The 22,587-nt window shown below is 70.2% G+C and carries 15 protein-coding genes; 7 read left to right on the top strand and 8 right to left on the bottom strand.

Annotated features, from left to right (window positions below; all coding sequences use genetic code 11):
* Nucleotides 1-181: 181 nt before the first annotated feature.
* From ACWD4G_RS04510 to ACWD4G_RS04500, 3 genes are all read left to right on the top strand, one after another.
* Nucleotides 182-2,008 (top strand): glycoside hydrolase family 3 protein, encoded by a 1,827-nt coding sequence (locus tag ACWD4G_RS04510; RefSeq protein WP_451290686.1) that lies wholly within the window; start codon nucleotides 182-184, stop codon nucleotides 2,006-2,008.
* Between the two features lie 189 nt (nucleotides 2,009-2,197).
* Nucleotides 2,198-2,842: a hypothetical protein gene (locus ACWD4G_RS04505; RefSeq protein WP_451290685.1), complete on the top strand. Its 645-nt coding sequence runs from the start codon at nucleotides 2,198-2,200 to the stop codon at nucleotides 2,840-2,842.
* Between the two features lie 156 nt (nucleotides 2,843-2,998).
* Nucleotides 2,999-5,383 (top strand): serine/threonine-protein kinase, encoded by a 2,385-nt coding sequence (locus ACWD4G_RS04500; protein WP_451290684.1) that lies wholly within the window; start codon nucleotides 2,999-3,001, stop codon nucleotides 5,381-5,383.
* A gap of 69 nt (nucleotides 5,384-5,452) precedes the next feature.
* On the opposite strand, the gene ACWD4G_RS04495 is transcribed toward ACWD4G_RS04500, so the two are convergent.
* The 7 genes from ACWD4G_RS04495 to ACWD4G_RS04465 all read right to left on the bottom strand — a co-directional run bounded on the left by ACWD4G_RS04495 (nucleotide 5,453) and on the right by ACWD4G_RS04465 (nucleotide 15,226).
* Entirely contained in the window at nucleotides 5,453-6,883 is a 1,431-nt protein-coding gene (locus tag ACWD4G_RS04495) for a S28 family serine protease (RefSeq protein WP_451290683.1), read from the bottom strand.
* Nucleotides 6,884-7,012: 129 nt separating this feature from the next.
* A complete protein-coding gene (locus ACWD4G_RS04490; protein WP_451290682.1) occupies nucleotides 7,013-7,369 on the bottom strand; it encodes a hypothetical protein in 357 nt (118 codons plus the stop codon).
* 149 nt (nucleotides 7,370-7,518) lie between these two features.
* Nucleotides 7,519-11,328 carry an ABC transporter ATP-binding protein gene (locus ACWD4G_RS04485; protein WP_451290681.1) on the bottom strand — a complete coding sequence of 1,270 codons (3,810 nt, stop codon included), beginning with the start codon at nucleotides 11,326-11,328 and terminating at the stop codon, nucleotides 7,519-7,521.
* A 480-nt stretch (nucleotides 11,329-11,808) separates the two neighbouring features.
* On the bottom strand, nucleotides 11,809-12,852 hold the full coding sequence (locus tag ACWD4G_RS04480; RefSeq protein ID WP_451290773.1) for an esterase-like activity of phytase family protein: 1,044 nt from the start codon (nucleotides 12,850-12,852) through the stop codon (nucleotides 11,809-11,811).
* 133 nt (nucleotides 12,853-12,985) lie between these two features.
* The gene (locus ACWD4G_RS04475; protein WP_451290680.1) at nucleotides 12,986-13,912 is read right to left on the bottom strand and encodes a serine hydrolase; all 927 of its coding nucleotides are present in this window, start codon (nucleotides 13,910-13,912) and stop codon (nucleotides 12,986-12,988) included.
* Between the two features lie 143 nt (nucleotides 13,913-14,055).
* Nucleotides 14,056-14,643, bottom strand: coding sequence for a hypothetical protein (locus ACWD4G_RS04470; RefSeq protein WP_451290679.1), 588 nt, complete (start codon nucleotides 14,641-14,643; stop codon nucleotides 14,056-14,058).
* Between the two features lie 73 nt (nucleotides 14,644-14,716).
* Nucleotides 14,717-15,226, bottom strand: a complete 510-nt coding sequence (locus ACWD4G_RS04465; protein ID WP_451290678.1) for a GNAT family N-acetyltransferase — start codon at nucleotides 15,224-15,226, stop codon at nucleotides 14,717-14,719.
* A gap of 270 nt (nucleotides 15,227-15,496) precedes the next feature.
* On the opposite strand from ACWD4G_RS04465, the gene rox reads away from it, so the two are divergent.
* Both rox and ACWD4G_RS04455 read left to right on the top strand, forming a co-directional pair.
* On the top strand, nucleotides 15,497-17,014 hold the full coding sequence (gene rox, locus ACWD4G_RS04460; protein WP_451290677.1) for a rifampin monooxygenase: 1,518 nt from the start codon (nucleotides 15,497-15,499) through the stop codon (nucleotides 17,012-17,014).
* A gap of 230 nt (nucleotides 17,015-17,244) precedes the next feature.
* Nucleotides 17,245-17,634 carry a hypothetical protein gene (locus tag ACWD4G_RS04455; protein WP_451290676.1) on the top strand — a complete coding sequence of 130 codons (390 nt, stop codon included), beginning with the start codon at nucleotides 17,245-17,247 and terminating at the stop codon, nucleotides 17,632-17,634.
* Between the two features lie 169 nt (nucleotides 17,635-17,803).
* On the opposite strand, the gene ACWD4G_RS04450 is transcribed toward ACWD4G_RS04455, so the two are convergent.
* Nucleotides 17,804-18,700, bottom strand: a complete 897-nt coding sequence (locus tag ACWD4G_RS04450) for a calcium-binding protein (RefSeq protein WP_451290675.1) — start codon at nucleotides 18,698-18,700, stop codon at nucleotides 17,804-17,806.
* A 552-nt stretch (nucleotides 18,701-19,252) separates the two neighbouring features.
* Here ACWD4G_RS04450 and ACWD4G_RS04445 point away from each other — a divergent pair.
* Entirely contained in the window at nucleotides 19,253-20,056 is an 804-nt protein-coding gene (locus ACWD4G_RS04445; RefSeq protein ID WP_451290674.1) for an endonuclease I family protein, read from the top strand.
* A 177-nt stretch (nucleotides 20,057-20,233) separates the two neighbouring features.
* Nucleotides 20,234-22,564 carry an ArnT family glycosyltransferase gene (locus ACWD4G_RS04440; RefSeq protein ID WP_451290673.1) on the top strand — a complete coding sequence of 777 codons (2,331 nt, stop codon included), beginning with the start codon at nucleotides 20,234-20,236 and terminating at the stop codon, nucleotides 22,562-22,564.
* The last annotated feature ends 23 nt before the right edge of the window (nucleotides 22,565-22,587 follow it).

Raw genomic sequence — 22,587 nt, 5'->3', positions numbered from 1 at the left:
CCGCCGGATGAGTCTCCGCAGTGCGGTGTCGGCCTCGCTGCTGGCTGCGATCGCTGACGTACCCTCTCCGCCGTCTGCGGCCGGCGGCACGCCGCCACCTGCGCGCCCCCCTCCACAGCGCCGGTGGCGGCCCCTCTACGGTTTCCTCGACGGCCCCCCACTCCGAAAGGAGCGCACCCCCGTGCCCTCCAGACGTACCGTTCTCGCGGCGACAGCCGGCGCCGGCGTCACCGCCGCCCTCGCCATCTCCCCCAGCTCCCAAGCGGACAGCCACGCCCACAAGACCACCGACACACAGCTCCGTTCGCTCATCTCCCGTATGACCCTCGAAGAGAAAGTCGGTCAGCTCTTCGTCTCGCGGGTCTACGGGCACTCCGCCACCGAGCCCGACCAGGCCGACATCGACGCCAACCTCAAGGAACTCGGCGTCCGTACGGCCGCCGAGCTGCTGGCCAAGTACCGGGTCGGCGGGATCATCTACTTCTCCTGGGCCCACAACACCCGCGATCCCCATCAGATCGCCGGGCTGTCGAACGGCATTCAGCGGGCCTCCCTCGACCTCCCGCGCGGTCTGCCCGTACTCGTCTCCACCGACCAGGAACACGGCATCGTCGCCCGCGTCGGCAAGCCCGCCACCCTGCTGCCGGGCGCCATGGCGCTCGGCGCGGGCGGTTCACGGGCGGACGCCCGCGAGGCGGCCCGCATCAGCGGGGCCGAGCTGCGCGCGCTCGGCATCCGCCAGGACTACGCCCCCGTCGCCGACGTGAACGTCAACCCGGCCAACCCCGTCATCGGCGTACGCTCCTTCGGCGCCGACCCGGACGCCGTGTCCGGGCTCGTCACGGCCCAGGTGAAGGGCTATCAGGGCGCCGGGGTCGCGGCGACCGCCAAGCACTTCCCGGGGCACGGGGACACCGCCGTCGACAGCCACTACGGCTTCCCCGTCATCGAGCACAGCAGGGAGGAATGGGCCACACTCGACGCGCCGCCGTTCCGGGCGGCCATCCGGGCCGGGATCGACTCCCTCATGACCGCGCACATCATGGTCCCCGCCCTCGACCCCTCCGGCGACCCGGCCACCCTCTCCCGGCCCCTCCTCACCGGCATCCTCCGCGACGAACTCGGCTACGACGGCGTCGTCGTCACCGACGCGCTCGACATGAAGGGCGTCCGCGAGAAGTACGGCGACGACCGGGTGCCCGTGCTCGCCCTGCGGGCCGGCGCCGACCAACTCCTCAACCCGCCCTCCCTGGACGTCGCCTGGAACGCCGTCCTGACCGCCGTACGCTCCGGCGAGCTGACCGAGGCAAGGATCGAGGAGTCGGTCCTGCGCATCCTGCGTCTCAAGGCCAAGCTCGGACTGCTCGAACAGCCGTACGTCACTGACGCGGGCGTCGATCAGGTGGTGGGCATCGCACGGCATCTCGACGCCGCCGACCGCCTCGCCGAGCGGACCACGACCCTCCTCGTCAACGAGGGCGGGCTGCTGCCACTGGACCGTCGTACGCACCGGAATGTGCTGGTGGTCGGCGCCGATCCGGCCTCGCCGTCCGGGACGACCGGACCGCCGACCTCCGTCCTCGCCGCCGAACTGGCCTCCCTCGGGTTCACCACCACCCGGCTCTCCACCGGGACCGCCCCCACCCCGGCCCTCATCGACCAGGCCGTCGCCGCCGCCCGGGGCAAGGACGCGGTCGTCGTGGCCACGTACAACGTCATCGCCGGCAGCCCGCAGCGGACGCTGGTCCAACGGCTGCTCGCCACCGGTGTTCCGGTCGTCGCGGTCGCCGTCCGCAATCCATACGACGTGGCCCAACTGGCCGATGTCAAGGGGTACTTGGCGGCGTACTCATGGACCGATGTCGAGGTGCGGGCGGCGGCGCGGGTGCTCGCCGGGCGGGTCGCGCCGCGCGGGAAACTGCCGGTGCCGGTGCAGCGTGCCGATGATCCGACGACGGTGCTGTATCCGATCGGGCACGGGCTGACATACGGGAGCCAGGGAGGCTGACCCCTGCCAACCCCAGCCTCGGCCTCGGCCCCTACCGGCCTCGGCCCCTACCGGCCCTGACGTACGACTTCTACGTCACACTCCTCGCGTACCACCCCCAAGTGACGCAAAGCGTACGGTTCGTCTGGCGTGGCCCTCTTCCATCGGGTCACGCTGGACGGGGGTTCATCGGGGGTGGGCATGCGAGGGATGCGTCGTGTTCGGCTCGTTCGCGCGGGTGTGCTGGTGTGCGCCGTCGTCCTGGCCGGGGGCGGGCTGTCCGGGTGTCAGGCCTGGTCGGGGGGCACCTCCGAGGAGGTCTCCCGGGCCGCGACCACGACCGCGCCCACCCGGCCGACCGGGTACGGGACCGTGTTCCTCGGGGTCGGTGAGTGCAGTTCGTTCGGGACGACCAGCTTCACCGAGGTGCCGTGTGTCGGGGAGCGCGCGGCGGCGCGGGTGCTGACGCGGCACGACGGGCGGGTCTCGCAGGGGCCGCTCTGCCCGGCGACCACCGACTTCGTCCTCCACATCAGCGAGACCCGGCCCACCGTCGGCGCGGACGAGGACGGCGACGGGTCCGTGACCCAGGGGTACGCGTGCATGCGCAAGCTGCAGCCGCCGCATCCCGGTGATCCCGGTGGCGGCGGCGGGCCCCGCACGATCGTCGGCGACTGCGTCTACGGCGCCGGACGCGGCGAGGTCCGCGAGACCGCCTGCGACGGCAAGGGCAAACACGCCCCGCAGTTCCAGGTCATGGCGGCCGTCGAGGAACGCGAACAGTGCCCCGGATCGACCGACCTGTATGTGCAGTTGGGGGGCAACCGGCCGGTGGGGTGCGCTGTTCCGGTGTGAACCCCCTTCGCCTCCGGCGTGAACCCCCTTCGTCCCGCTCTGAACTCCCCTTTGCCGAAGCCAGGTTGGTTGCGATCCGAACACCTCTCCGTCCGTCGTCGTGCCGGATCGATATCATCCGCTTACGGACCGTACGACAACGACGGCGGGGGGACGATGGCCCAGGATGCTCAGGGTCGGGGCGCTTCGGGCAAGGAGGAGTCGGGGGAGTCGCCGGAGATTCCCGGCTATCGCATCGACTCCCTTCTCGGGTCCGGCGGGATGGGGCATGTGTATCTCGGGACGTCTCCCTCGGGGCGCCAGGTCGCCATCAAGGTGATCCGGGGCAATCTGGCCCATCAGCCCGACTTCCGGCGCCGTTTCCGGCGTGAGGTCACCGCCGCGCGGCAGGTCAGCGGGGCGTTCACCGCGCCGGTGGTGGACGCCGACCCGGACGCCGATCCGCCGTGGATGGCCACGCTGTTCGTACCGGGGCAGCCCCTGGCCGAACGTATCAAGCTGGGGCCCCGCCTGGAGGCCGAGGAGCTGTACCGTCTCGCGACCGGGCTCGCCGAGGCCCTGCGCGACATCCACCGGGCCGGCATAGTGCACCGCGATCTCAAACCGGCCAACGTCCTGCTCGCCCCCGACGGCCCCCGGGTCATCGACTTCGGTATCGTGCGCGCCGCCGACGCCGACCAGCCCACGGGCACGGGCGTCACGGTGGGCACCCCGCCGTTCATGTCGCCGGAGCAGATCCGCGCACAGAAGGACGTCGGCTCGCGCAGCGACATCTTCTCGCTGGGCTCGGTGCTGACGTACGCGGCCAGCGGTCATGTGCCGTTCGACGCCACGGATGTGTACGCGGTGGCGTACCAGCTGGTCCATGAACCGCCGGATCTGGAGGGGGTGCCCGACTGGCTGCTGCCGGTGGTCGAGCGCTGTCTCGCCAAGGAGCCGGACGAACGCCCGTCCGCCGACGAGCTGCTGGTCCTGCTGCAAGGCACGACCTACCCGGCGAGTACGCCTCCTCCGGCCGGCCCCGGCTCCCCGGACACCGTCGTACTGCGCTCGACGGCGCCCCGTTCCGCCGAGCCCCGCTCCCCCGGGCCGCGTTCTTCGGAGTCCCGGCCCGCGGAGTCCCGCTCCTCGGAGACCCCGGCCGTGACCTCGGACGCCGGCTCCGCCGACACTCTCCCGCCCCGGCGGCGCCGACGGCTGGTGCTCGCCGTGGCGGCCTCGGTGGTGGCGATCGCCACACTGTCGGGCGGGCTGCTGTACGGGCTGCGCGGCGACCGGGAAAGCGGCGCGGGAGGCGCGGGCGGCGCGGACTCCGCCGGGAACCCCAGCGCCTCGGCGAGCCGGAGCGCGCGGGCCGTCACCCAGCCGGAGGGGTCCGCAGCCTACGCGAGCACCCAGTCCGGCTCGGGCGGCTTCACGTTCACGTACCACGACAGCCCCGAGCGGCGCCCGGACGGCTGGCGGCAGTGGCAGTACAACCTCCAGAACAGCGACTGCGTGTACGCCGAGTCGTCCCTGGTGTGCGTCGGTGACCGCACGGTCCGGATCGACGCCGCGACCGGCAAGGAGCTGTGGCGGACCGACGAGGCGTCCTCGTACGGGCAGAACACCCCGGTCGTCGTCGGTGACATCGCTGTCGTCAACATCGGCGACCGGCTCATCGGGCTCTCGCTCGCCGACGGCGAGGTGAAGTGGCGCTTCGCGATGGCGTTGCTCACGCAGCGGCTCATCGCGGACGGCGAGCGGGTGTATGTGGTCGACCATGGCGGGCTGGTCCAGGCCGTGGACGCGCGCACGGGCCGGGAGGCCTGGTCGGCGCAGGCGCGCACCGACCCCAACGCGGGCACCGGGCATCCGCCCGCGCTGCGGGTCGTCGGCGACCGGCTCCATGTGTTCACCGGTGTCAGCGACTCCGAGCCCGGCGAGGGCTATGACACGGTCGTCGACACCGGCAGCGGCGAGAAGGTCGCCGGGTTCGAGCTGGCCGCGCCGTGCGAGCCCGGCAGCCAGGCGCTGCTGAAGGAGGACGGCGCGACCCGGCTGTACTGCGTCGTGGTGAGCGACGGCGGCGCGGAGAGCACCCTGCTGAGCCAGGACCTCACGGCCGGCGCCAAGGGTGTGCGGATCGAGGTGGACGCGGGTCTGGGCGGCGGTCAGATCGGGGCGCCCGAGCTGTCGGTGACACCGGGCCGGGTGCTGTTCGTGGCGCCCACCCAGACGGGCGGCGAGCTGGTCGCCGTCGACACGGTGGAGCGGACCGAGCTGTGGCGCCGGGCCATGCCGGGACTGGGTCCGGCGGACGCGCCGCCCGTCCAGGCCGGCGACCGCGTCTACGTCGCCAACACCCGTGGTGTCGCCGTCTTCGACCCGCGCACCGGCAAGCTGCTCTACCGGCACAGCGTGCCGACCATCGAGGACGACAGCGGCTTCGACACGGGCCTGGACACCGAGCCGATGGTGGCGGGCGGCATCGTCTACGCCCCGTCCTCGAAGGCGGGCTGGGTGAGCCTGGACACCGAGGCGGACGACGAACAGGGCTGAGAGCCTGAGCCCCGGCGCCCTGCCGTGATGACAGGCGCCGGGGCTCAACTCCCTTGCAGGCTCAGCTCGTTACGGCCTGAGCGTCATCTCCCTCTCGACATCACGCTTGTCGAGCCCGGAGTCGAACTTCGCCAGCGGCTTCGCCTTGCTCGGGTCCTCCTGGACGGTGGCCGGGGCGACGCCCGCCCACTGAAGAATCCGGGCCGTGGCCAGGGCCTTCTCGTCCTCGACGAGACCGGCGACATTGGCACCGTGGTTGGCGCCGGGGGCCGTGAAGACGTACGAGTCACGGGCCTTCTTGCCCAGGTGGAACGGCTCGGCGCCCCACGGGTCGTTCTGCCCGTACACGAAGAGCATCTGCCTGGCGTTGTTCCGCACCCAGGTGTCGACGTCCCGCATCGCGTACGGCTGGAACCTCATCTCGATGTCGCGGGGGACGAAGTTCCGGGGCGGCTGGTAGCCGTAGCGGATGTACTTCTTCTCGATGTGCGGGAACTCGATCGTGGGGGCGCCCAGCTGCGTACCGGCCTGGTAGAAGTACGGCGTGTACGGCTCCAGGCCCTGGTCGGTGTAGAAGGAGAAGCCGGAGATCGTGTCGACGGACGTCCAGATCTCGTCGTCCGTGGCCTTCGTGGCGTCCTTCGGGATGACGTCGCTGTCGCAGTCGGCGAGCGTGCTGTACTGCCAGAAGCCCCAGACGTAGTCGAGGACGACGGCCTCGTACGCCTGGTCGAGGCCGCCGATCGTGTCGAAGGTGAAGCCCTCGGCGGCGGCGACCTCCGCGTACTTCTTCTCCAGCGGCTCCCGGCGCACCAGCGCCTCGCGCTGCACGGCGTTCAGCCGGTCGCGGCACTCCTTGGTGCCGACGCCCGCGAAGAACCGGTCGTACGCCGAGTCCTCCTTGTTGACGACGTCGTTGGGGGCGACGTACGCGACGACGCCGTCCATGTCCTTCGGGTAGAAGCGCTCGTAGTAGGTGGCGGTCATGCCGCCCTTCGAACCACCCGTGGAGATCCACTTCTTGCCGTAGATCTTCTTCAGCGCCTTGAAGATCCGGTGCTGGTCGCTGGCCGCCTGCCAGATGTCCAGCTTGGACCAGTCGGCCGGGGCCGGGCGGGACGGGGTGAAGAAGCGGTACTCCATGGAGACCTGGTTGCCGTCCACGATCTGCGTGGGCTCACGGCGGCCGGGGTTGGTGGAGACGTTGTAGCCGCCGGTGTAGAAGACCGTGGGGCGGCTGGTGTCCTTGTGCAGCAGGGTGATCCGCTGCTGGAACGTGCCCTTGGACGGGCGCCGGTGGTCGATGGGCTGGGTGTAGTTGAGGACGAAGAAGCGGTAGCCGGGGTACGGCTTCTCCTCGATCAGGCTCATGCCCGGTATCGCGAGCAGTCGGTCCTTGATGTCACCGCTGTCCGGCTCGGCGGCGGTGGCCGCACCCGCCGTGCTCAACGTGCCTATGAGCACCACGAGCGACAGCACCCATCTGAGTGCTTTGCGCATACGTCTCTCCCCTGTGCAGCTGCTGTGCGCCGGAAGCTACCGAAGCGCCAGGCGGGGCACCAGGGAGAAAAGGGGCCAACTGGACTGGTTCCAGGCGGAGATGGCGATGGTAGGGAAAACCCTGTGCGGTCAGCGGAGTATCCAGCCCGAGTCGTACGTGCGGGAGCCGACCTGGGCGTTGATCCAGACTCCGCGTCGGCCCGCGTGGACGGTGACGGGGCCCGCCGGGTGCTTCGCGTTGCGGACCCAGCGCCCGCCCCAGGGCCGGATGCGCACGCTCGCCTTCGGGGCCTTCGCCTTCTTCTTCGGGACGAGCACCGCGCAGACGTAGCGGGTGCCCTTGCGGTAGACGCGGACGGTACCGGCGTCGAAGGTGAGGGTGCGTACCTTGCGGCCCGCACAGGACGCGGTGGCCGAGGCCGCCGACGCCTCACCCGCCCCCGGGCCCGCCAGGGCCAGCAGCCCGGCCAAGGTGAGAACGGCCAACGCGAGTGCCGTCGGCCGGCGTGTCGCCCCCCTGCGCACTGTTTGCCCCTCCCGCCACGCCTGCGTCTGTCTGTCCGTCCGTACTGATGTACGGACGCATGAGGTGGGGCGAATGGTTGCCCTACGACTTCAGAGCTACGGCGCCGGGGCTACGGCTTCAGGGCCGGCTCCCCCACGAAGGTGCGCCACAGCTCGGCGTACTGGCCGCCCCTCGCCAGGAGTTCGTCGTGGGTGCCGTCCTCGGCGACCCGGCCTTGGGCCATGACGATCACGCGGTCGGCGCGGGCGGCGGTGGTGAGGCGGTGGGCCACAATCAGGGTGGTGCGCACGCCAGCGCTCCATGAGGGGTGGTGGTCGGGCGACGGGAGGGCCGTACGGCGGCCGGTGAGGCGGTCGGTGGCCTGGTTGACCTGGGCCTCGGTGGCCAGGTCCAGGGCGGCCGTGGCCTCGTCGAGGAGCAGGATGTCGGGGTCGACCAGCTCCGCCCTGGCCAGGGCGATCAGCTGGCGCTGGCCCGCCGAGAGGTTGCGGCCGCGTTCGGCGACCTCGTGGAGGTAGCCGCCGTCGAGTGTGGCGATCATGTCGTGCGCGCCGACCGCCCGCGCCGCCGCCTCCACCTCGGCGTCGGTGGCGTCCTGACGGCCGTACGCGATGGCGTCCCTGATCGTCCCCTGGAAGAGGTACGCCTCCTGGGGGACGACGCCAAGGCGATGGCGGTACGAGGTGAGGTCGAGGTCGCGCAGATCCGAGCCGTCGACGGTGACCCGGCCGCTCGTGGGGTCGTAGAAGCGGGCGACGAGTTTGACGAGGGTGGACTTGCCCGCGCCCGTCTCGCCGACGAACGCGACCGTCTGGCCCGCGGGGATGGCCAACGAGACGCCGCTCAGGGCCACTTCGCCGTCGAGGTCGGCGCCGTACGCGAAGTCGACGTCCTCGAAGGCGAGGTCGCCGCGCAGGGAGAGGACCTCCAGGGGCTCGGGGGCCGACTTGGTGGAGGTGGGTTCCTGGAGGAGTTCCTGGATGCGGCCGAGGGAGACGGTGGCCTGCTGGTAGCCGTCGAAGACCTGGGAGAGCTGCTGGACCGGGGCGAAGAAGAGGTCGATGTAGAGGAGGTACGCGACCAGGGCGCCGGTGGTGAGGGTGCCCGCGTCGACGCGGTGGGCGCCCACGATCAGGACCGCCGTGGCCGCCACCGACGACAGCAGCTGGACGAACGGGAAGTAGATGGAGATCAGCCACTGGCCGTGGACACGGGCGTCACGGTAGCTGGAGCTGCCCGCCGCGAACCGCGCGCCGCCGTCCCGCTCGCGGCGGAACGCCTGGACGATCCTGAGGCCGGAGACCGACTCCTGGAGGTCGGCGTTGACGACGGACACGCGCTCGCGGGCCAGTTCGTACGCCTTCACGCTCGCCCGGCGGAAGTAGACCGTACCGACGATCAGCGGGGGCAGGGTCGCGAAGACGACGAGGGCGAGCTGTACGTCGATCACCACCAGGGCGACCATGATGCCGAAGAAGGTGACGACGGAGACGAACGCCGTCACCAGGCCGGTCTGGAGGAAGGTGGAGAGTGCGTCGACGTCGGTCGTCATCCTCGTCATGATCCGGCCCGTCAACTCCCGCTCGTAGTAGTCGAGTCCGAGGCGCTGGAGCTGGGCGAAGATCTTCAGGCGGAGGGAGTAGAGGACGCGTTCGCCGGTACGGCCGGTCATGCGGATCTCGCCGACCTGGGCCGCCCACTGGGCGAGGACCGCGAGGAGCGCGAGCAGGGAGGCCGCCCACACCCCGCCGAGGGCCGCTTCCGATACGCCTTCGTCGATGCCGTACCGGATCAGCACCGGCAGCAGCAGGCCCATGCCCGCGTCGACCGCGACCAGGGCGAGGCTGATGAGCAGGGGCGGGCCGAAGCCTCGGAGGAGGCGTTTGAGGCCGTACGAGTCCTCGGGCGCCACCGCTCGGGTCTCGTCCACGGCCGGAGTGTCGTCGGCCGGGGGCAGGGCGTCGACCTGGGCGAGGAGTTCGGGGGTGGCGGGGGTGCCGTCGAGGGCGAGGTCGCGGGGGGTGCGGTCGCCGGTCCAGAGGCGGGGGGTGATGCCGCGCTCCGCGTCGAACTCGGCGTCCAGTTCGTCGCGCAGGGAGTCGCGGGCCGCGTCGGTGTCCTGGGAGGTCGGCGGGTTCGGGTGGATGTGGCCCGGGGATACGCCGCCGAGTTCGTCGGGGTCAGTCAGGAGGCGGCGGTAGAGGGGGGAGCGTCGTTCGAGTTCCTCGTGGGTGCCGAGGTCGGCGAGGCGGCCCTCGTCGAGGACGGCTATGCGGTCGGCGAGGTTGAGGGTCGAGCGGCGGTGGGCGATGAGGAGGGTCGTGCGGCCTTCCATGACCTGGGCCAGGGCCTCGTGGATCTCGTGTTCCACGCGGGCGTCCACCGCCGAGGTCGCGTCGTCGAGGACGAGGAGGCGGGGGTCGGTGAGGAGCGCTCGGGCGAGCGCGATGCGCTGGCGCTGGCCGCCCGAGAGGGTCAGGCCGTGTTCGCCGACCTTCGTGGCGTAGCCGTCCGGGAGGGCGCTGATGAAGCCGTGGGCCTGGGCGGCTCGGGCGGCTGTCTCGATCTGCTCGTCGGTGGCGTCGGGGCGGCCGTAGGCGATGTTGGCGCGGACCGTGTCGGAGAAGAGGAAGGAGTCCTCGGGGACCAGGCCGATCGCGGCGCGGAGGGAGGCGTGGGTCAGCTCGCGGACGTCGTGGCCGCCGATGAGGACCGCGCCGCCTGTCACGTCGTAGAAGCGTGGGAGGAGGAGGGAGACGGTCGATTTTCCGGAGCCGGAGGAGCCGACGACGGCCAGGGTCTCGCCGGGGCGGATCTCGAAGGAGAGGCCGGCGAGGACGGGGGTGATCTTGCCCTTGCCGGAAGGGTCCTGGTAGCCGAAGGAGACGTCGTCGAACTCGACCGTCGCGGGGGCGTCGGCCGGGAGCGTCTTCGTGCCGTCGGTGAGGGTGGGCTCGGTGTCGATCAGCTCCAGGACGCGTTCCGTGCTGGCGCGGGCCTGCTGGGCGGCGGTGAGGACGAGGCCGAGCATCCGGACGGGGCCGACGAGCTGGGCGAGGTACGTGGAGAACGCCACGAACGTACCGAGGGTGATGTGACCGCGTACCGCCAGCCAGCCGCCGAGGGCCAGCATCGCGACCTGGCCGAGGGCGGGGACGGACTGGAGGGCGGGGGTGTACCTGGCGTTGAAGCGGATGGTGCGGAGGCGGCCGGCGAAGAGCCGTCGGCCCACCTCGCGGAGCTTGCCGGTCTCCTGGTCCTCCTGGCCGAAGCCCTTGACCACGCGTACGCCGCTGACCGCGCCGTCGACGACGCCCGCGACGGCCGCCGCCTGGGCCTGGGCGTACCAGGTGGCCGGGTGCAGCTTGGCGCGGCTGCGGTCGGCGATCCACCACAGGGCGGGGGCCACGGCGAGGGCGACCAGGGTGAGGGGGAGGGAGAGCCACGCCATGACGACGAGGGAGATCAGGAAGAGGAGGAAGTTGCCGATGGTCATCGGCAGCATGAAGAGGAGACCCTGGATGAGCTGGAGGTCGCTGGTGGCGCGGCCGACCACCTGGCCGGTGGAGAGTTCGTCCTGGCGACGCCCGTCGAGACGGGTGATCGTTTCGTACATCTCCGTGCGGAGGTCGTGCTGGACGTCGAGGGCGAGGCGGCCGCCGTAGTAGCGGCGGATGTAGGCGAAGACGTAGACGAGGACGGCGGAGGCGAGGAGGGCGGCGGCCCAGGGGGTCATGTCTCGCGTCTTGTCCCCGATGACGTCGTCGATGATCACCTTGGTGATCAGGGGGACGAGGGCCATGAGGGCCATGCCGGCGAGGGAGGAGCCGAGGGCGAGGACGACGTCCTTGGGGTACCGCCAGGCGTATCCGGCGAGCCGCCGGGCCCATCCCTGCCCGTCCCCCTGTTGCGCTGCCACGCCGGCACCCTCCTCTGTCGTCCTGCTGGTCCGGAAGGCACCAACGTCGGCGGGGGTGGATTTCATCCCGTCGCGATGATGTGGGCGGGGTCGCATGGGGTGCGTGGGTGGGGCGGGGCCGGGCCGGTGTGTCAGTCCGTCGCAGGCGGACGTACTGCTCGGGGGTTGGGATGGCATGAACTTTGCTGAGCCGGCTGTACGCGACGAACATAGGACACACCGGCCCGGCCCCTTCCGCCCGTACGCGGCTGTCCCGCCATCGTGGCAGCCGACTTCACCACGGGCCGCCGTCCCGCCGTCCCTATGACCGCCCTCGCCACGGGCCGCCGTCCCGCTCCAGCTGCGGGCAGTCGTGCCGCTGGGGCGGCACCCATCCCAAAGAGAGCGGCACCCTGCTCGCGCCGGTAAGCGTGACCCCGGCCAGGCCCGCCCCCGTGCCGGGTGCCCCGTAGCTACCGGCGCAGTTCAGCCCCGCTCACCTCACACCCGTACCCGCAGCCTGTAGAACCGGGTGATCTGCACGGCGTTCTGGTTGTCGTCGCTGGCCAGGAGGACGTTCAGGTGGCCCCGGTGGTGACCGGTGATCGTCATCGCCTCGATGTTGTCGAGGAGAGGGTTCGGCTGGGGCTGTTTGGCGGTTGCGCCGAGAGATGGGCAGGAGGCGATGTCGGCCAGGAGGGTCTTGTGGATCAGGCGTACGTCGGCGTCGTCCTGGCCGGGGAGTGCTTCGACGGCGGTCGTGTCCGTGGCCCGGCGCGTGTCCGCCAGGTAGAGGCGGACCGTGTTGCCGACGCCGGATGTGAAGCCCCGCTCAAGGATCAGTAGGCGTCCGCCCGGGAGGCCTGTGGCCTCTACGACGCCGAGGCCTGTGTCGGCGCGGTACCCGTACTGCGCGGCGAGCTTGAATTCCCTGGTGCCGCCGGTGGCCTTCCGTTGCCAGGTCTGGAAGCGGAGCGTGCCCGTCGAGTCGCCCGACAGGGAGCCCTCCATCGTGGCGAGGAGGGTGTGGCCCCCGGGGAGGAGGGTGAGGCCCTCGAAGGTCTGGTTGGTGGTGGCGCGGCCGGCCGGGGCGACCTTCAGGGCGTCGGGGACGGGGAGCGCGGACAGGATGCGGCCCGTCCGGTCGTAGCGGCGTACGGAGGGTTCCGTCTCCGAGGTGATGAGGCGGGTCTCGTCGGTGTCGACGGCCAGGCCCTCGGAGTCGAGGGCCGTGCCCGTCTCGGTCGTGAGGGGGAGGACGCCCTTCGGGCGGAGGGTGCCGGCGTCCAGGGTGAAGAGGGAGGAGCGGTCGGAGAGGGCGAGGAGGGAGCCGTCCCGGTCCGTCGCGAGGGCCGAGAAGTTGCCGACGAAGGTGCCGTCGTACGTCGTCTTGTCGAGGGCGTCGGAGTAGCCCGTTATGGAGACCGAGCGTGAACAGGCGTTGTGAGTGAGGGAGTTGGCGGTGGCGGGGCTGACGGCGGACAGGGTCGTGGTGGCCGCCGCCAGGCCGGCGGTGAGGGTCGCGAGTACGGTTCTCAGGCGCATGGGCGTGGAAGACGTGGGCATGGCCGTCACCGTAGGGCGAATCGTCGGGCGATTCGATGCCTTCGAGATGGACTGCGGGTGAAGGGAGCCCCGCGGCCTCTCACCGCCCCCGGTCACCGGAGATGGGCACCCCTCACCCGGTGGCCGGCACCGCCGGGAACGCCTCCTGCGGGTTGGTCGTCGGCTCGTAGCGCTGGACGGACGCCTTCACCGGGATCAGGTCCTTGTGGATGGCCTTGGCCACCGCCTGGATGGTGTTGACGCCGTACGTCATGTCGGGGTTGCCGTGGGTGAGGACGGTGATGGTGTAGTCGCGGCCGCCGCCCTTGAAGGTGCCGACGCTGTGGACGCGCCAGCCGTGGGTGGCGCGGGACAGCCAGCCGTTCTTGACATGCACCTTGACGGTCGAGGGGGCCCCGGCCGGGGTGCCCCAGCGCTGCGAGGCGATGACCTTGTTCATCAACTTGAGGATGTAGGCGCGCGCGTTGTCGCTGAGGACCTTGTTCTTGGCGGTGAGGAGGGCGAGGAGCTTCTGCTCGTCGCGGACCGTGATCTGGGTGAGGCCCCAGTAGTTGTTGGCGCCCGGCTTGGTCTGGGTCATACCGGCGGCGGTCAGGAACGCCTGGATCTTCTTCACACCGAGTTGCTTCCACAGGGTGGAGGTGGAGGCGTTGTCGGACTTGGTGATCATGGCGGTGGCGAGCTTGTCCTCACGGTCGGTGAGGTACCGGTTCGTCTTCTTGGCGTCGAAGAGGAGGGCGGCCAGTACGGTCACCTTCACGATGCTCGCCGAGTCGTACGCGGTCGAGGCGCGCAGGGTGCAGGTGGTGTTGGTGGCCCGCTCGTACAGGCCGACGGCCACCGTGCCCTTGCGCTTCGAGTACGCCGCCGTGATGTCCTTCTTCAGCTTCGCGGCCAGCCCTGCCTGCTTCGACGTACAGCTGACCTGCGGCGTCCCGGCCGCCGCGGCCGGCGTGGCACCCACCGCCAACGGCAGCAGCACCCCGGCCCCGACGGCCGCGGCGAGCACACGGGTGCCCCGGGATATCCGGTGAGTCATGGAGGCTTCCCATCCCCTTGAGTGACGAAGAGTGCGTCGAGTACGTCAAGTACGTCGAGCGCGTCGAATGCGTCACGGACGCATTCACCTCACCCGACTCGCAAGGGTGACCGAAAGTTGTACGCGGGTTCGTATCGACGCTGTCAGTTGAAGATGTCCAGGACGTCCAGCCAGGAGCCCGCGTCGTCGGCGGGGCGGGGCCGCATCGGGCGGGGATCGGGGTAGGTCTCCGCTGCGGCCCTCGCGCGGACGATGTCGGGCCCGCCGCACGCCTCGACCGCGAAGGCGCCGAAAGTCCTGGCGAACGCGGCCGGGTCGCGGAACTCCAGCCCGAACGCTCGGCCGTCCCGCAGCGGCACCCACACCACCCGGTCGAGCCGTGGCCACTCCAGCACCGGCTGGTCGTCCGCGGTCGACCGCCCCTCCAGCCACAGCCGCGCCACGTGCAGCAGGTTCACCTTGTCCATCGGCAGTCGCTTGCGCCGCACCCGCAGTTCACGCGTCGTCAGCTCGATGCGCTGGTCCTTCTTCGGGTACCAGACGACGCCGATCCCGAACGGCACCCACAGCAGGATGCCGATCAGCGGCCAGACCAGCGCGTCGCCCCACGACCGGAGCAGCCCGCCGTCCAGCAGATACAGGACGCCGAAGACCACGACCCACTTCGCCGTCATCCGCCAGAATCCGCTGCCCTGCCGGTACAGCACCCGCCGCTTCCCCACCATCGCCATACCCGCACGCTATCCGCCGCCCCATCGGGCACCGTAGGCGCCTTCGACATCGGCGACCACGGCGAACGCCACCTCATCCAACCGCCTTCCCCGAGACGCGGAAGCGGAGGATGGTCTTCGCGGCGGGAACCGTCGGTGGATGCTTGTCGACGCCGGTCACAGGGCCGTCGGCGACGCCTTCGACCACCGCCGGCCACAATCGGGCGGCGGGGGCGTTGTCGTGCAGATAGGAAAGTGTCCACGTGCCCGGATGCCGCCTGAACAGCTGCCCTGCGGCTTTCCTCGCCACACCGCTGCGGCGATGGCCGCGGGCGACGAAGAACTCGCTGACGTCCCATGTCCCCTCATCGCCCTCGACGTCGCAACGGATCATGGCGAAGCCCGCGAGCCGACCGCCCGAGGTGATCAGATATGCCTCACGCTCCGGGGTGGTGAAGTAGCTGCCCAGCCAGGGGTAGTCGAACATGCCCTGCGCGGACAGCTCCACCGGCACGATCTCTGAGAAGTCGTGCAGATACAGCTGCATCAGGTTTTCCAGTATCTGCTTCCGGTCGACGGTGACGGCAACGAGTTCCACATCCATGGCGCCACCCTACGGATCTCGACGCCAGGGGATCACGGCCCCGGGCTCCTTTCTCCGTCTCCGGCCTCGCGATCAGGCTGCCGGAAAAGCATTGGCCAGGGTGCCGCTCCGGCTTGTAGTTTGCCGTGGACCGTGATGCCGCCCGAGGAGGTGAGACCCATGAACGCTGTATCGATATGGGTGCTCCCCCTTTCCCGTCACGGCCGGCGATTGACGTAGGTGTCGCCGGGAGCGCCGTCCACAACCAGGCACTCCCGAAAGGCAACGCCCATGGACTCTCCGACGTTCGACGTGATCATTGCCGGGTGCGGGCCGACCGGCGCGATGCTGGCCGCCGAACTGCGGCTGCACGATGTGCGGGTACTCGTGTTGGAGAAGGAAACCGAGCCCGTGTCGTTCGTCCGCATCGTCGGTCTGCATATCCGCAGTCTCGAACTGATGGCAATGCGTGGACTGCTGGACCGTATGCGTGAACACGGACGGCAGCGTCCGGCCCGCGGATTCTTCGCCGCCATCGACAAACCCGTGCCCCAGGGCCTGGATTCCGCGTACGCCTATCTGCTGGGCATTCCGCAGCCGGTCGTCGTTCGCCTGCTCGAAGAGCATGCGGTCCACCTGGGTGCGCGGGTCCGGCGCGGTGGTGCGGTGGCAGGTTTCGAGCAGGACGACGAGGGCGTGACCGTCGAACTGGCCGACGGTGAACGGTTGCGTGCGCGGTATCTCGTCGGCTGTGACGGCGGACGCAGTACCGTGCGCAAACTGCTCGGCGTCGGTTTCCCCGGCGAGCCCTCGCGGACCGAGACGCTGATGGGCGAGATGGAAGTGGCGGTTCCTCAGGAGGAGATCGCCGCCAAGGTCGCAGAAGTACGCGAGACCGATGAGCAATTCAGCCTCAGGCTTTTCGGTGACGGGGTCTGTCGCGTCGTCGTTCGCGCCGAGGGAGTGAGCGATCGCGCGGAACCGCCCACTCTCAAGGATTTTCAGCAACAGCTGCGCGCCGTCGCCGGTACCGATTTCGGTGTGCACTCGCCGCGCTGGCTGTCCCGCTTCGGGGATGCCACACGGCTGGCCGAACGGTATCGGGTCGGGCGGGTGCTGCTGGCCGGGGATGCGGCGCACATCCATCCGCCCGCCGGCGGACAGGGCCTCAACCTGGGCGTTCAGGACGCGTTCAACCTCGGCTGGAAACTGGCCGCGCAGATCCGGGGCTGGGCGCCGGAAACACTGCTGGACACCTACCAGGCCGAACGTCATCCGGTCGCCGAGGACGTGCTGGACAACACCCGCGCCCAGATGGAACTGCACTCCACCGAACCGGGAGCGCGGGCCGTCCGCCGGCTGCTCACCGAACTGATGGACTTCGACGAGGTGAACCGCCATCTCATCGAGAAGATCACCGCGATCGGCATCCGCTACGACTTCGGCGAAGGCCCCGATCTGCTCGGCCGCCGGCTGCCCGACCTCGACGTGGGACAGGGCCGCCTCTACGGTCTGCTGCATCGCGGCCGCGGCCTGCTGCTGGACCGCACCGGACGCCTGACCGTCGGCGGCTGGTCGGACCGGGTCGATCACCTCACGGACCCCACCGCCGCACTGGACGTTCCCTGCGTCCTGCTACGCCCCGACGGCCACGTCGCCTGGATCGGCGAGAACCAGGGGGACCTGGACGACCACCTCTCCCGCTGGTTCGGCAAGCCCGCCGCCCAAGAGGCGAACGCGCCCGAGCGCCGCCGCGAACGCCTCCCGTACGCCCTCGAACCCTCCGCCACCGCTCCCTACACTCGGTAATCCGCCTGGCAGTCGGCTACTTGACGCCATGGCCGTGGCCGAGCCACAGATCACGCGACGGCACAATTCCGTCGCGACCCCGATTCCCGAGAACGGCGGATTCCTGCCGCCCTGCCGCGCTGTGCCCAGAAGTGGAGAGTGAGATGCGGTCCTTCAACAGCGAGACGCGGTCTTTCACATGCGAGACGCGCTCTTTCGAAAGCAAGCCGAAAAGCGAGGCGAAAAGCAAGGTGACGACCTACGGCTCCCTCGTGGCCGTGGCCTCCCTGGTGGTCGCGGCATTCGCGGCGGCGACCACGGCACACGCCAACCCGGATTCAAGCCGGGTCAAGGTCCAGGGAAGCGCGAGCTGCGAACGGTTCGAGGACGCGGTGGTGGACTCGGTGACGATAACCCCCAGGGGAAAGCCCGCCAGGACGGACCAGCTGTCCGGCGAGGACGAGTTCGAGGAGTACTCGCTGACCTTCACCAAGATTCCGAAGGGGACGAAGGGGCTGTCGGCCAACGCCAGGGTCAGCTGCGTCGACGCCGACGGCGACACACTCACGTACGGCAAGAGCTTCAAGATCAAGCGGCCCGCCGATCCCACGACCGAGGTCCAGGTCCTCAACCTCAAGTGAGCCCAGGGGCCATGGACAAGGCCCCGTCCGAAGGGCGGCGTTTCGTCGCCGCTCCCCCGGGCGGGGCCCCGGTCCTTCAACGGGCCTGTTCCCTCGGCCCGTTCACGCCCTGCTCATCCGAACAGGTCACGAACGAACAGGTCACGAACAGCCCACGACAGCCCACGGACTACTGGTAGAGCTTGTTGCTGCCCGGCCCGCTCGAGAGGGTGTCCGTGCCCGCGCCGCCGTACAGCGTGTCGTTGCCGCTGTTGCCGTAGAGGGCGTCGTTGTCCTGGTCGCCCCAGAGGGTGTCGTTGCCCTCGTTGCCGTTGAGGCGGTCGGCGCCCCGGTTGCCGTGCAGCTTGTCGTTGCCCGTGCCGCCGTTGAGGACGTCCCGGCCCTGCTTGCCGTAGAGGGTGTCGTTGCCGGACTCGCCGTGCAGGACGTTGCCGTCGGCGTCACCGGTGAGGCTGTCGTCGCCCGCGCCGCCGTAGCAGTCCAGCGCGCAGTTGGTGATGGTGTCGTGGCCCTTGCCGCCGTAGGGGCCGACCGCCCAGACCCCGCCGCCGCCATTCAGCCGGTCGTTGCCGTCCTCGCCCTTGAGGACGGGGGCGCCGGAGGCCGAGTCGAGGACGTCGTTGCCGGGGCCGCCGTAGATCGTGGCGTAGGCGCTGTTGTCGGCGGGGATCGTCACCTTGTCGTTGCCGTCGCGAACGGTGACGTCGTAGATGTCGGTGTCGTCGGAGTTCTGCGGGATCTCGACCGCGCACTGGACGACGGTGTGGTCGCTCGCCGACGGGTAGACGCACTCGTCCGCCGACGCCGCGCTCGACTCGATGGTCATCTCGTAGCGGTCGTCGAAGGTGAGGACGTAGACCCACTCCCATTCGCCCCGCTGCTCGACCTCGGCCGAGATGGTGAGGTCGTTGGTCTGGCCGGGGGCGGCCTTGTACCAGAGTTCGCCGTCGTGGACGAGGGTGGCCGGGCCCGGGTCGGCCGCCTGGGCGGCGGGCGCCGCGAACAGCGCACCGCCGAGGGCGAGTGCGGCGGTGGCCGCGGCGGCGATGGTCCTGTACTTGCGCATGCAGAAGTAACCCTTCGCGAATGCGGATTTCATTGAGTCGGTGATGTCAGTTCAGTGATGTCGGTGGTGACGGGATGCCGTGGCGGCGGCCCTCCGCGCCCGGCGGGGAACGCGTCGGTGCGGTCCTCTCGCAGGGGCGGTGGTTGCTCCGGTCACGGGGTTAGACAGGGGAGCTGGGAGAGAGGTTGTAGCGAAAAGCACGCGAATCACGCCGATTGCCGAAAGCCTGCCCGTCAGGTCACATCGGTTTCCCCAAGGGGCAACGACAACTCCTGGGCGCCTTCGTCGTACGAGACCGACCCCGCGCCGCCGCGCACAGCCGCCCTCAACCGGCGGCGGCGCGACGGAAGTTGAACCCCAAAGGTTGCCCCATTAATGAGAACGTCACCAACTCGTCTTCTTCCCGTTACACATCGGCTGACCCGTTCATGCCAATCTCTCGATTACCCACACAGTCAACCCGCGTAGAACGAGATCTCCCCACCGAGGCGCCGCCCCATGCGCCTCACCCCCTCGTTCCGCGCGGCCCTTTTCGGGAAGGGGACACCCCACATGCCCGCTGCGCGTACACGCAGTTGGAAGACGCTCGCGATGGCGACGTCGGCCGTGCTCGTCGGTCTCGTCCTGCCGGCGGCCACCGCCTCCCCCGCCTCCGCGACCACGACCGCGTACGACGACACGTACTACGCGGACGCCATCGGCAAGACCGGTACGGCTCTGAAGTCCTCGCTGCACACGATCATCAGCGACCAGACGACGCTCTCGTACTCGGCGGTCTGGAACGCGCTGAAGGTCACCGACGAGGACCCCAACAACAGCAGCAACGTCAAGTTGCTCTACAGCGGCATCTCGCGCAGCAAGTCCCTCAACGGCGGCAGCTCCGGCAACTGGAACCGCGAGCACGTGTGGGCCCAGTCCCACGGCGACTTCGGCACCTCGGCCGGCCCCGGCACGGACCTGCACCACCTGCGCCCCGAGGACGTCACGGTCAACGCCGTCCGCGGCAACCTGGACTTCGACAACGGCGGCAGCAGCTTCACCAACAGCGGTGGCAGCCTGGTCGACTCCAACTCCTTCGAGCCGCGCGACGCCGTCAAGGGCGATGTGGCCCGCATGATCCTGTACATGGCCGTCCGTTACGAGGGTGACGACGGCTGGCCGAACCTGGAGCCCAACGACTCGGTCAACAACGGCGGCACCCGCTACCACGGCCGCCTCTCCGTCCTGAAGGCCTGGAACGACGAGGACCCGCCGGACTCCTTCGAGGAGCGCCGCAACGAACTCATCTACACCGACTACCAGGGCAACCGAAACCCGTTCATCGACCACCCGGAGTGGATCGAGGCGATCTGGTAGCCACCGAACACCCGTAGGACCCGTAAACCCGTAGGACCCGTAGGACCCCCGGCGCTCCCCTCTGCCGGGGGTCCCACACATTCACAGGGCGCCCTTTACCTACGCCTGTGTGAATTCACAGGCGGCTGCCAGGTGCGGCACAGTGGACGCCCACTTCGTCGTCGCACGGTTGCGGTCGTGACATCTGCCACCGATCCACGCCCCCACACCACCGACACCACCGACACCCCCGAAGCGACGGTGATCTCCGAGTCGCCGCCGCCCGACCGTCCCGCGGGGCCGCCGGAGAGCGCGCCGCGCTGGTCGCTTCCGGCGCTGATCGGGATCATGGTCCTGGCGGGGGTGCTGTACTCCTGGAACCTGTCGTCCTCCGGTCTGAACAGCTTCTACAGCGCGGCCGTGCTGAGCGGTACGCAGAGCTGGAAGGCATGGTTCTTCGGCTCGCTGGACGCGGGCAACTTCCTCACCGTCGACAAGCCGCCGTTCGTGCTGATGGTGATGGGGCTGTCGTGTCGGGTGTTCGGGTTCGGCACCTGGCAGATGATGGCGCCGCTGATCGCGACCGCGCTGGGCACGATCTGGATTCTCCACTCCTCCGTGAAGCGGGTGTGGGGACACGGGGCGGCGGCGGTCGCCGCGCTCGTCCTCGCCCTCACCCCCATCACGGTCGCCATCAACCGTGACAACAACCCCGACACCCTCCTCGTCTTCCTGATGGTGGGCGCCGCCGCCCTGGCCCTGCGGGCCGTATACGACGGCAAGCTGCTGCCCCTCCTCGGCTCGGCCGTCTGCTTCGGCCTGGCCTTCAACACCAAGATGCTCCAGGGCTATATCGCCCTCCCGGCCGTCTTCGCCGTCTATCTGTACGCGGCGAACCTCCCGCTGCTGAAGCGGATCGTGAACCTCGCGCTCGCCGGGGCCGCCCTGGCCGTCTCCAGCTTCTGGTGGGCGGCGGCGGTGTCGTTGGTCCCCGCCGACGAACGCCCGTACATCGGCGGCTCCACCGACGGCACCGCCTGGGATCTGATCATGGGCTACAACGGCCTGGGCCGGATCTTCGGCGGCGAGGGCAACGGCGGGGGAGGCGGAGGTGGCGGCGGAGGCTTCTCCGGCACCGCCGGGCTCGGCCGGATGTTCAACGACACCCTCGGCGGCCAGATCTCCTGGCTGCTGCCCTTCGCCGCGATCGCGCTCATCGGCGGCCTCGTCCTGTGCGGCCGTGCCCCGCGTACGGACCCGGCCCGTGCCACGCTGGTGATGTGGGGCGGCTGGACCGCCCTGCACTACCTCACCTTCAGCCTGGCCGAGGGCACGATGCACCCGTACTACACGACCGCCCTGGCTCCCGGTATCGCGGCGCTGTGCGCGGGCGGCGGGCTGATGCTGCTGCGCGCCTTCCGTACGGACAAGCGCTGGCTGTGGGTCCTTCCGGCCGCCTTCGCGGTCACGGGTGTGTGGGCTGTCGTACTCCTCCGCCGGGCGACCGACTGGAACACCTGGCTGTGGCCGACGATCGCGGTGGTCATGGTGGCGGCCGTGGTGGGCCTGATCGTGTTCCGCGCGGCGGGCTCCGGCAACCGGCTCCGGCTGCTCGCGGCCTCGCTCGTCGCCGCGATGGTCGCCTCGGTCGCCGGTCCGGCGGCGTACGCGGCCACCGAGATCTCGGGGAGCGGTGGCGGGATGGGCGGGACCAACCCGACGGCAGGCCCCGAGACGGGCGGCATGGGCGGCTTCGGCGGCGGCAACCGCGGCGGCGGGGGGCCTGGCGGGGGTGGCTTCCCCGGAGGCGGGCAGAACAGCCAGGCCGGTGGCCAGCAGAACGGCCAGATGGGGCAGCCCGGTGGCCAGCAGCAGGGTGACGGCGGTCAGCAGTCCGGTGGTCAGATGGGTACGCCGCCGAGCGGGGCGCCCAACGGGCAGGCGCCCGGCGGTACTCAGCAGAACGGCACCCAGCAGGGCGGCCAGAACGGCACCGGCGGTCAGGCTGCGCAGGGCGGCGGTACGAGCGGCGGCCCCGGCGGCGGTGGCGGAGGCATGGGCGGCGGCGGTGGCATGGGCGGTGCCAGCAGCGAGCTGATCTCGTACCTGAAGAAGAACCAGGACGGCGCCAAGTGGCTGCTCGCGGTGTCCAGTTCGCAGAGCGCGGCCCAGCTCATCCTCAGCAGCGGCGAACCCGTCATCTCCATGTGGGGCTGGTCCGGCAGCGACCAGGCGATGACCCTGGCCAAGCTCAAGGAGCTGGTGAAGGCCGGCGAGCTCCACTACATCCAGCTCGGCGGAGGCATGGGCGGCGGTCCCGGCGGCAACTCCTCCCTCAGCTCGGAGGTCACCGCCTGGGTCCAGGAGAACGGCACGGCAGTGGACGCGAGCGAGTACGGCGGCACTTCGACGTCGTCGGACTCGGGCTCCACGTCGGGCTCCGCCTCGGGTTCCACGTCGGGCTCCGCCTCGGACGACAACAGCCAGTCGGCGAGTGTGTACCGACTGGACCCGTCGGACGTGAAGTGAGCCCCCTGCCCCCGGCGGTTACT

The organism is Streptomyces sp. NPDC002643 (assembly GCF_053592555.1).
The sequence above is the reverse complement of the archived record's forward strand: the minus strand, read 5'-3'. Positions and strand labels throughout refer to the sequence as shown.

Coding starts and splice junctions, on each gene's coding strand:
- ACWD4G_RS04505 (WP_451290685.1), top strand. CDS start 2,198: ATGCGTCGTGTTCGGCTCGTTCGCGCGGGTGTGCTGGTGTGCGCCGTC.
- ACWD4G_RS04500 (WP_451290684.1), top strand. CDS start 2,999: ATGGCCCAGGATGCTCAGGGTCGGGGCGCTTCGGGCAAGGAGGAGTCG.
- ACWD4G_RS04495 (WP_451290683.1), bottom strand. CDS start 6,883: ATGCGCAAAGCACTCAGATGGGTGCTGTCGCTCGTGGTGCTCATAGGC.
- ACWD4G_RS04480 (WP_451290773.1), bottom strand. CDS start 12,852: ATGCGCCTGAGAACCGTACTCGCGACCCTCACCGCCGGCCTGGCGGCG.
- ACWD4G_RS04475 (WP_451290680.1), bottom strand. CDS start 13,912: ATGACTCACCGGATATCCCGGGGCACCCGTGTGCTCGCCGCGGCCGTC.
- ACWD4G_RS04470 (WP_451290679.1), bottom strand. CDS start 14,643: ATGGCGATGGTGGGGAAGCGGCGGGTGCTGTACCGGCAGGGCAGCGGA.
- ACWD4G_RS04465 (WP_451290678.1), bottom strand. CDS start 15,226: ATGGATGTGGAACTCGTTGCCGTCACCGTCGACCGGAAGCAGATACTG.
- rox (WP_451290677.1), top strand. CDS start 15,497: ATGGACTCTCCGACGTTCGACGTGATCATTGCCGGGTGCGGGCCGACC.
- ACWD4G_RS04450 (WP_451290675.1), bottom strand. CDS start 18,700: ATGCGCAAGTACAGGACCATCGCCGCCGCGGCCACCGCCGCACTCGCC.
- ACWD4G_RS04445 (WP_451290674.1), top strand. CDS start 19,253: ATGCCCGCTGCGCGTACACGCAGTTGGAAGACGCTCGCGATGGCGACG.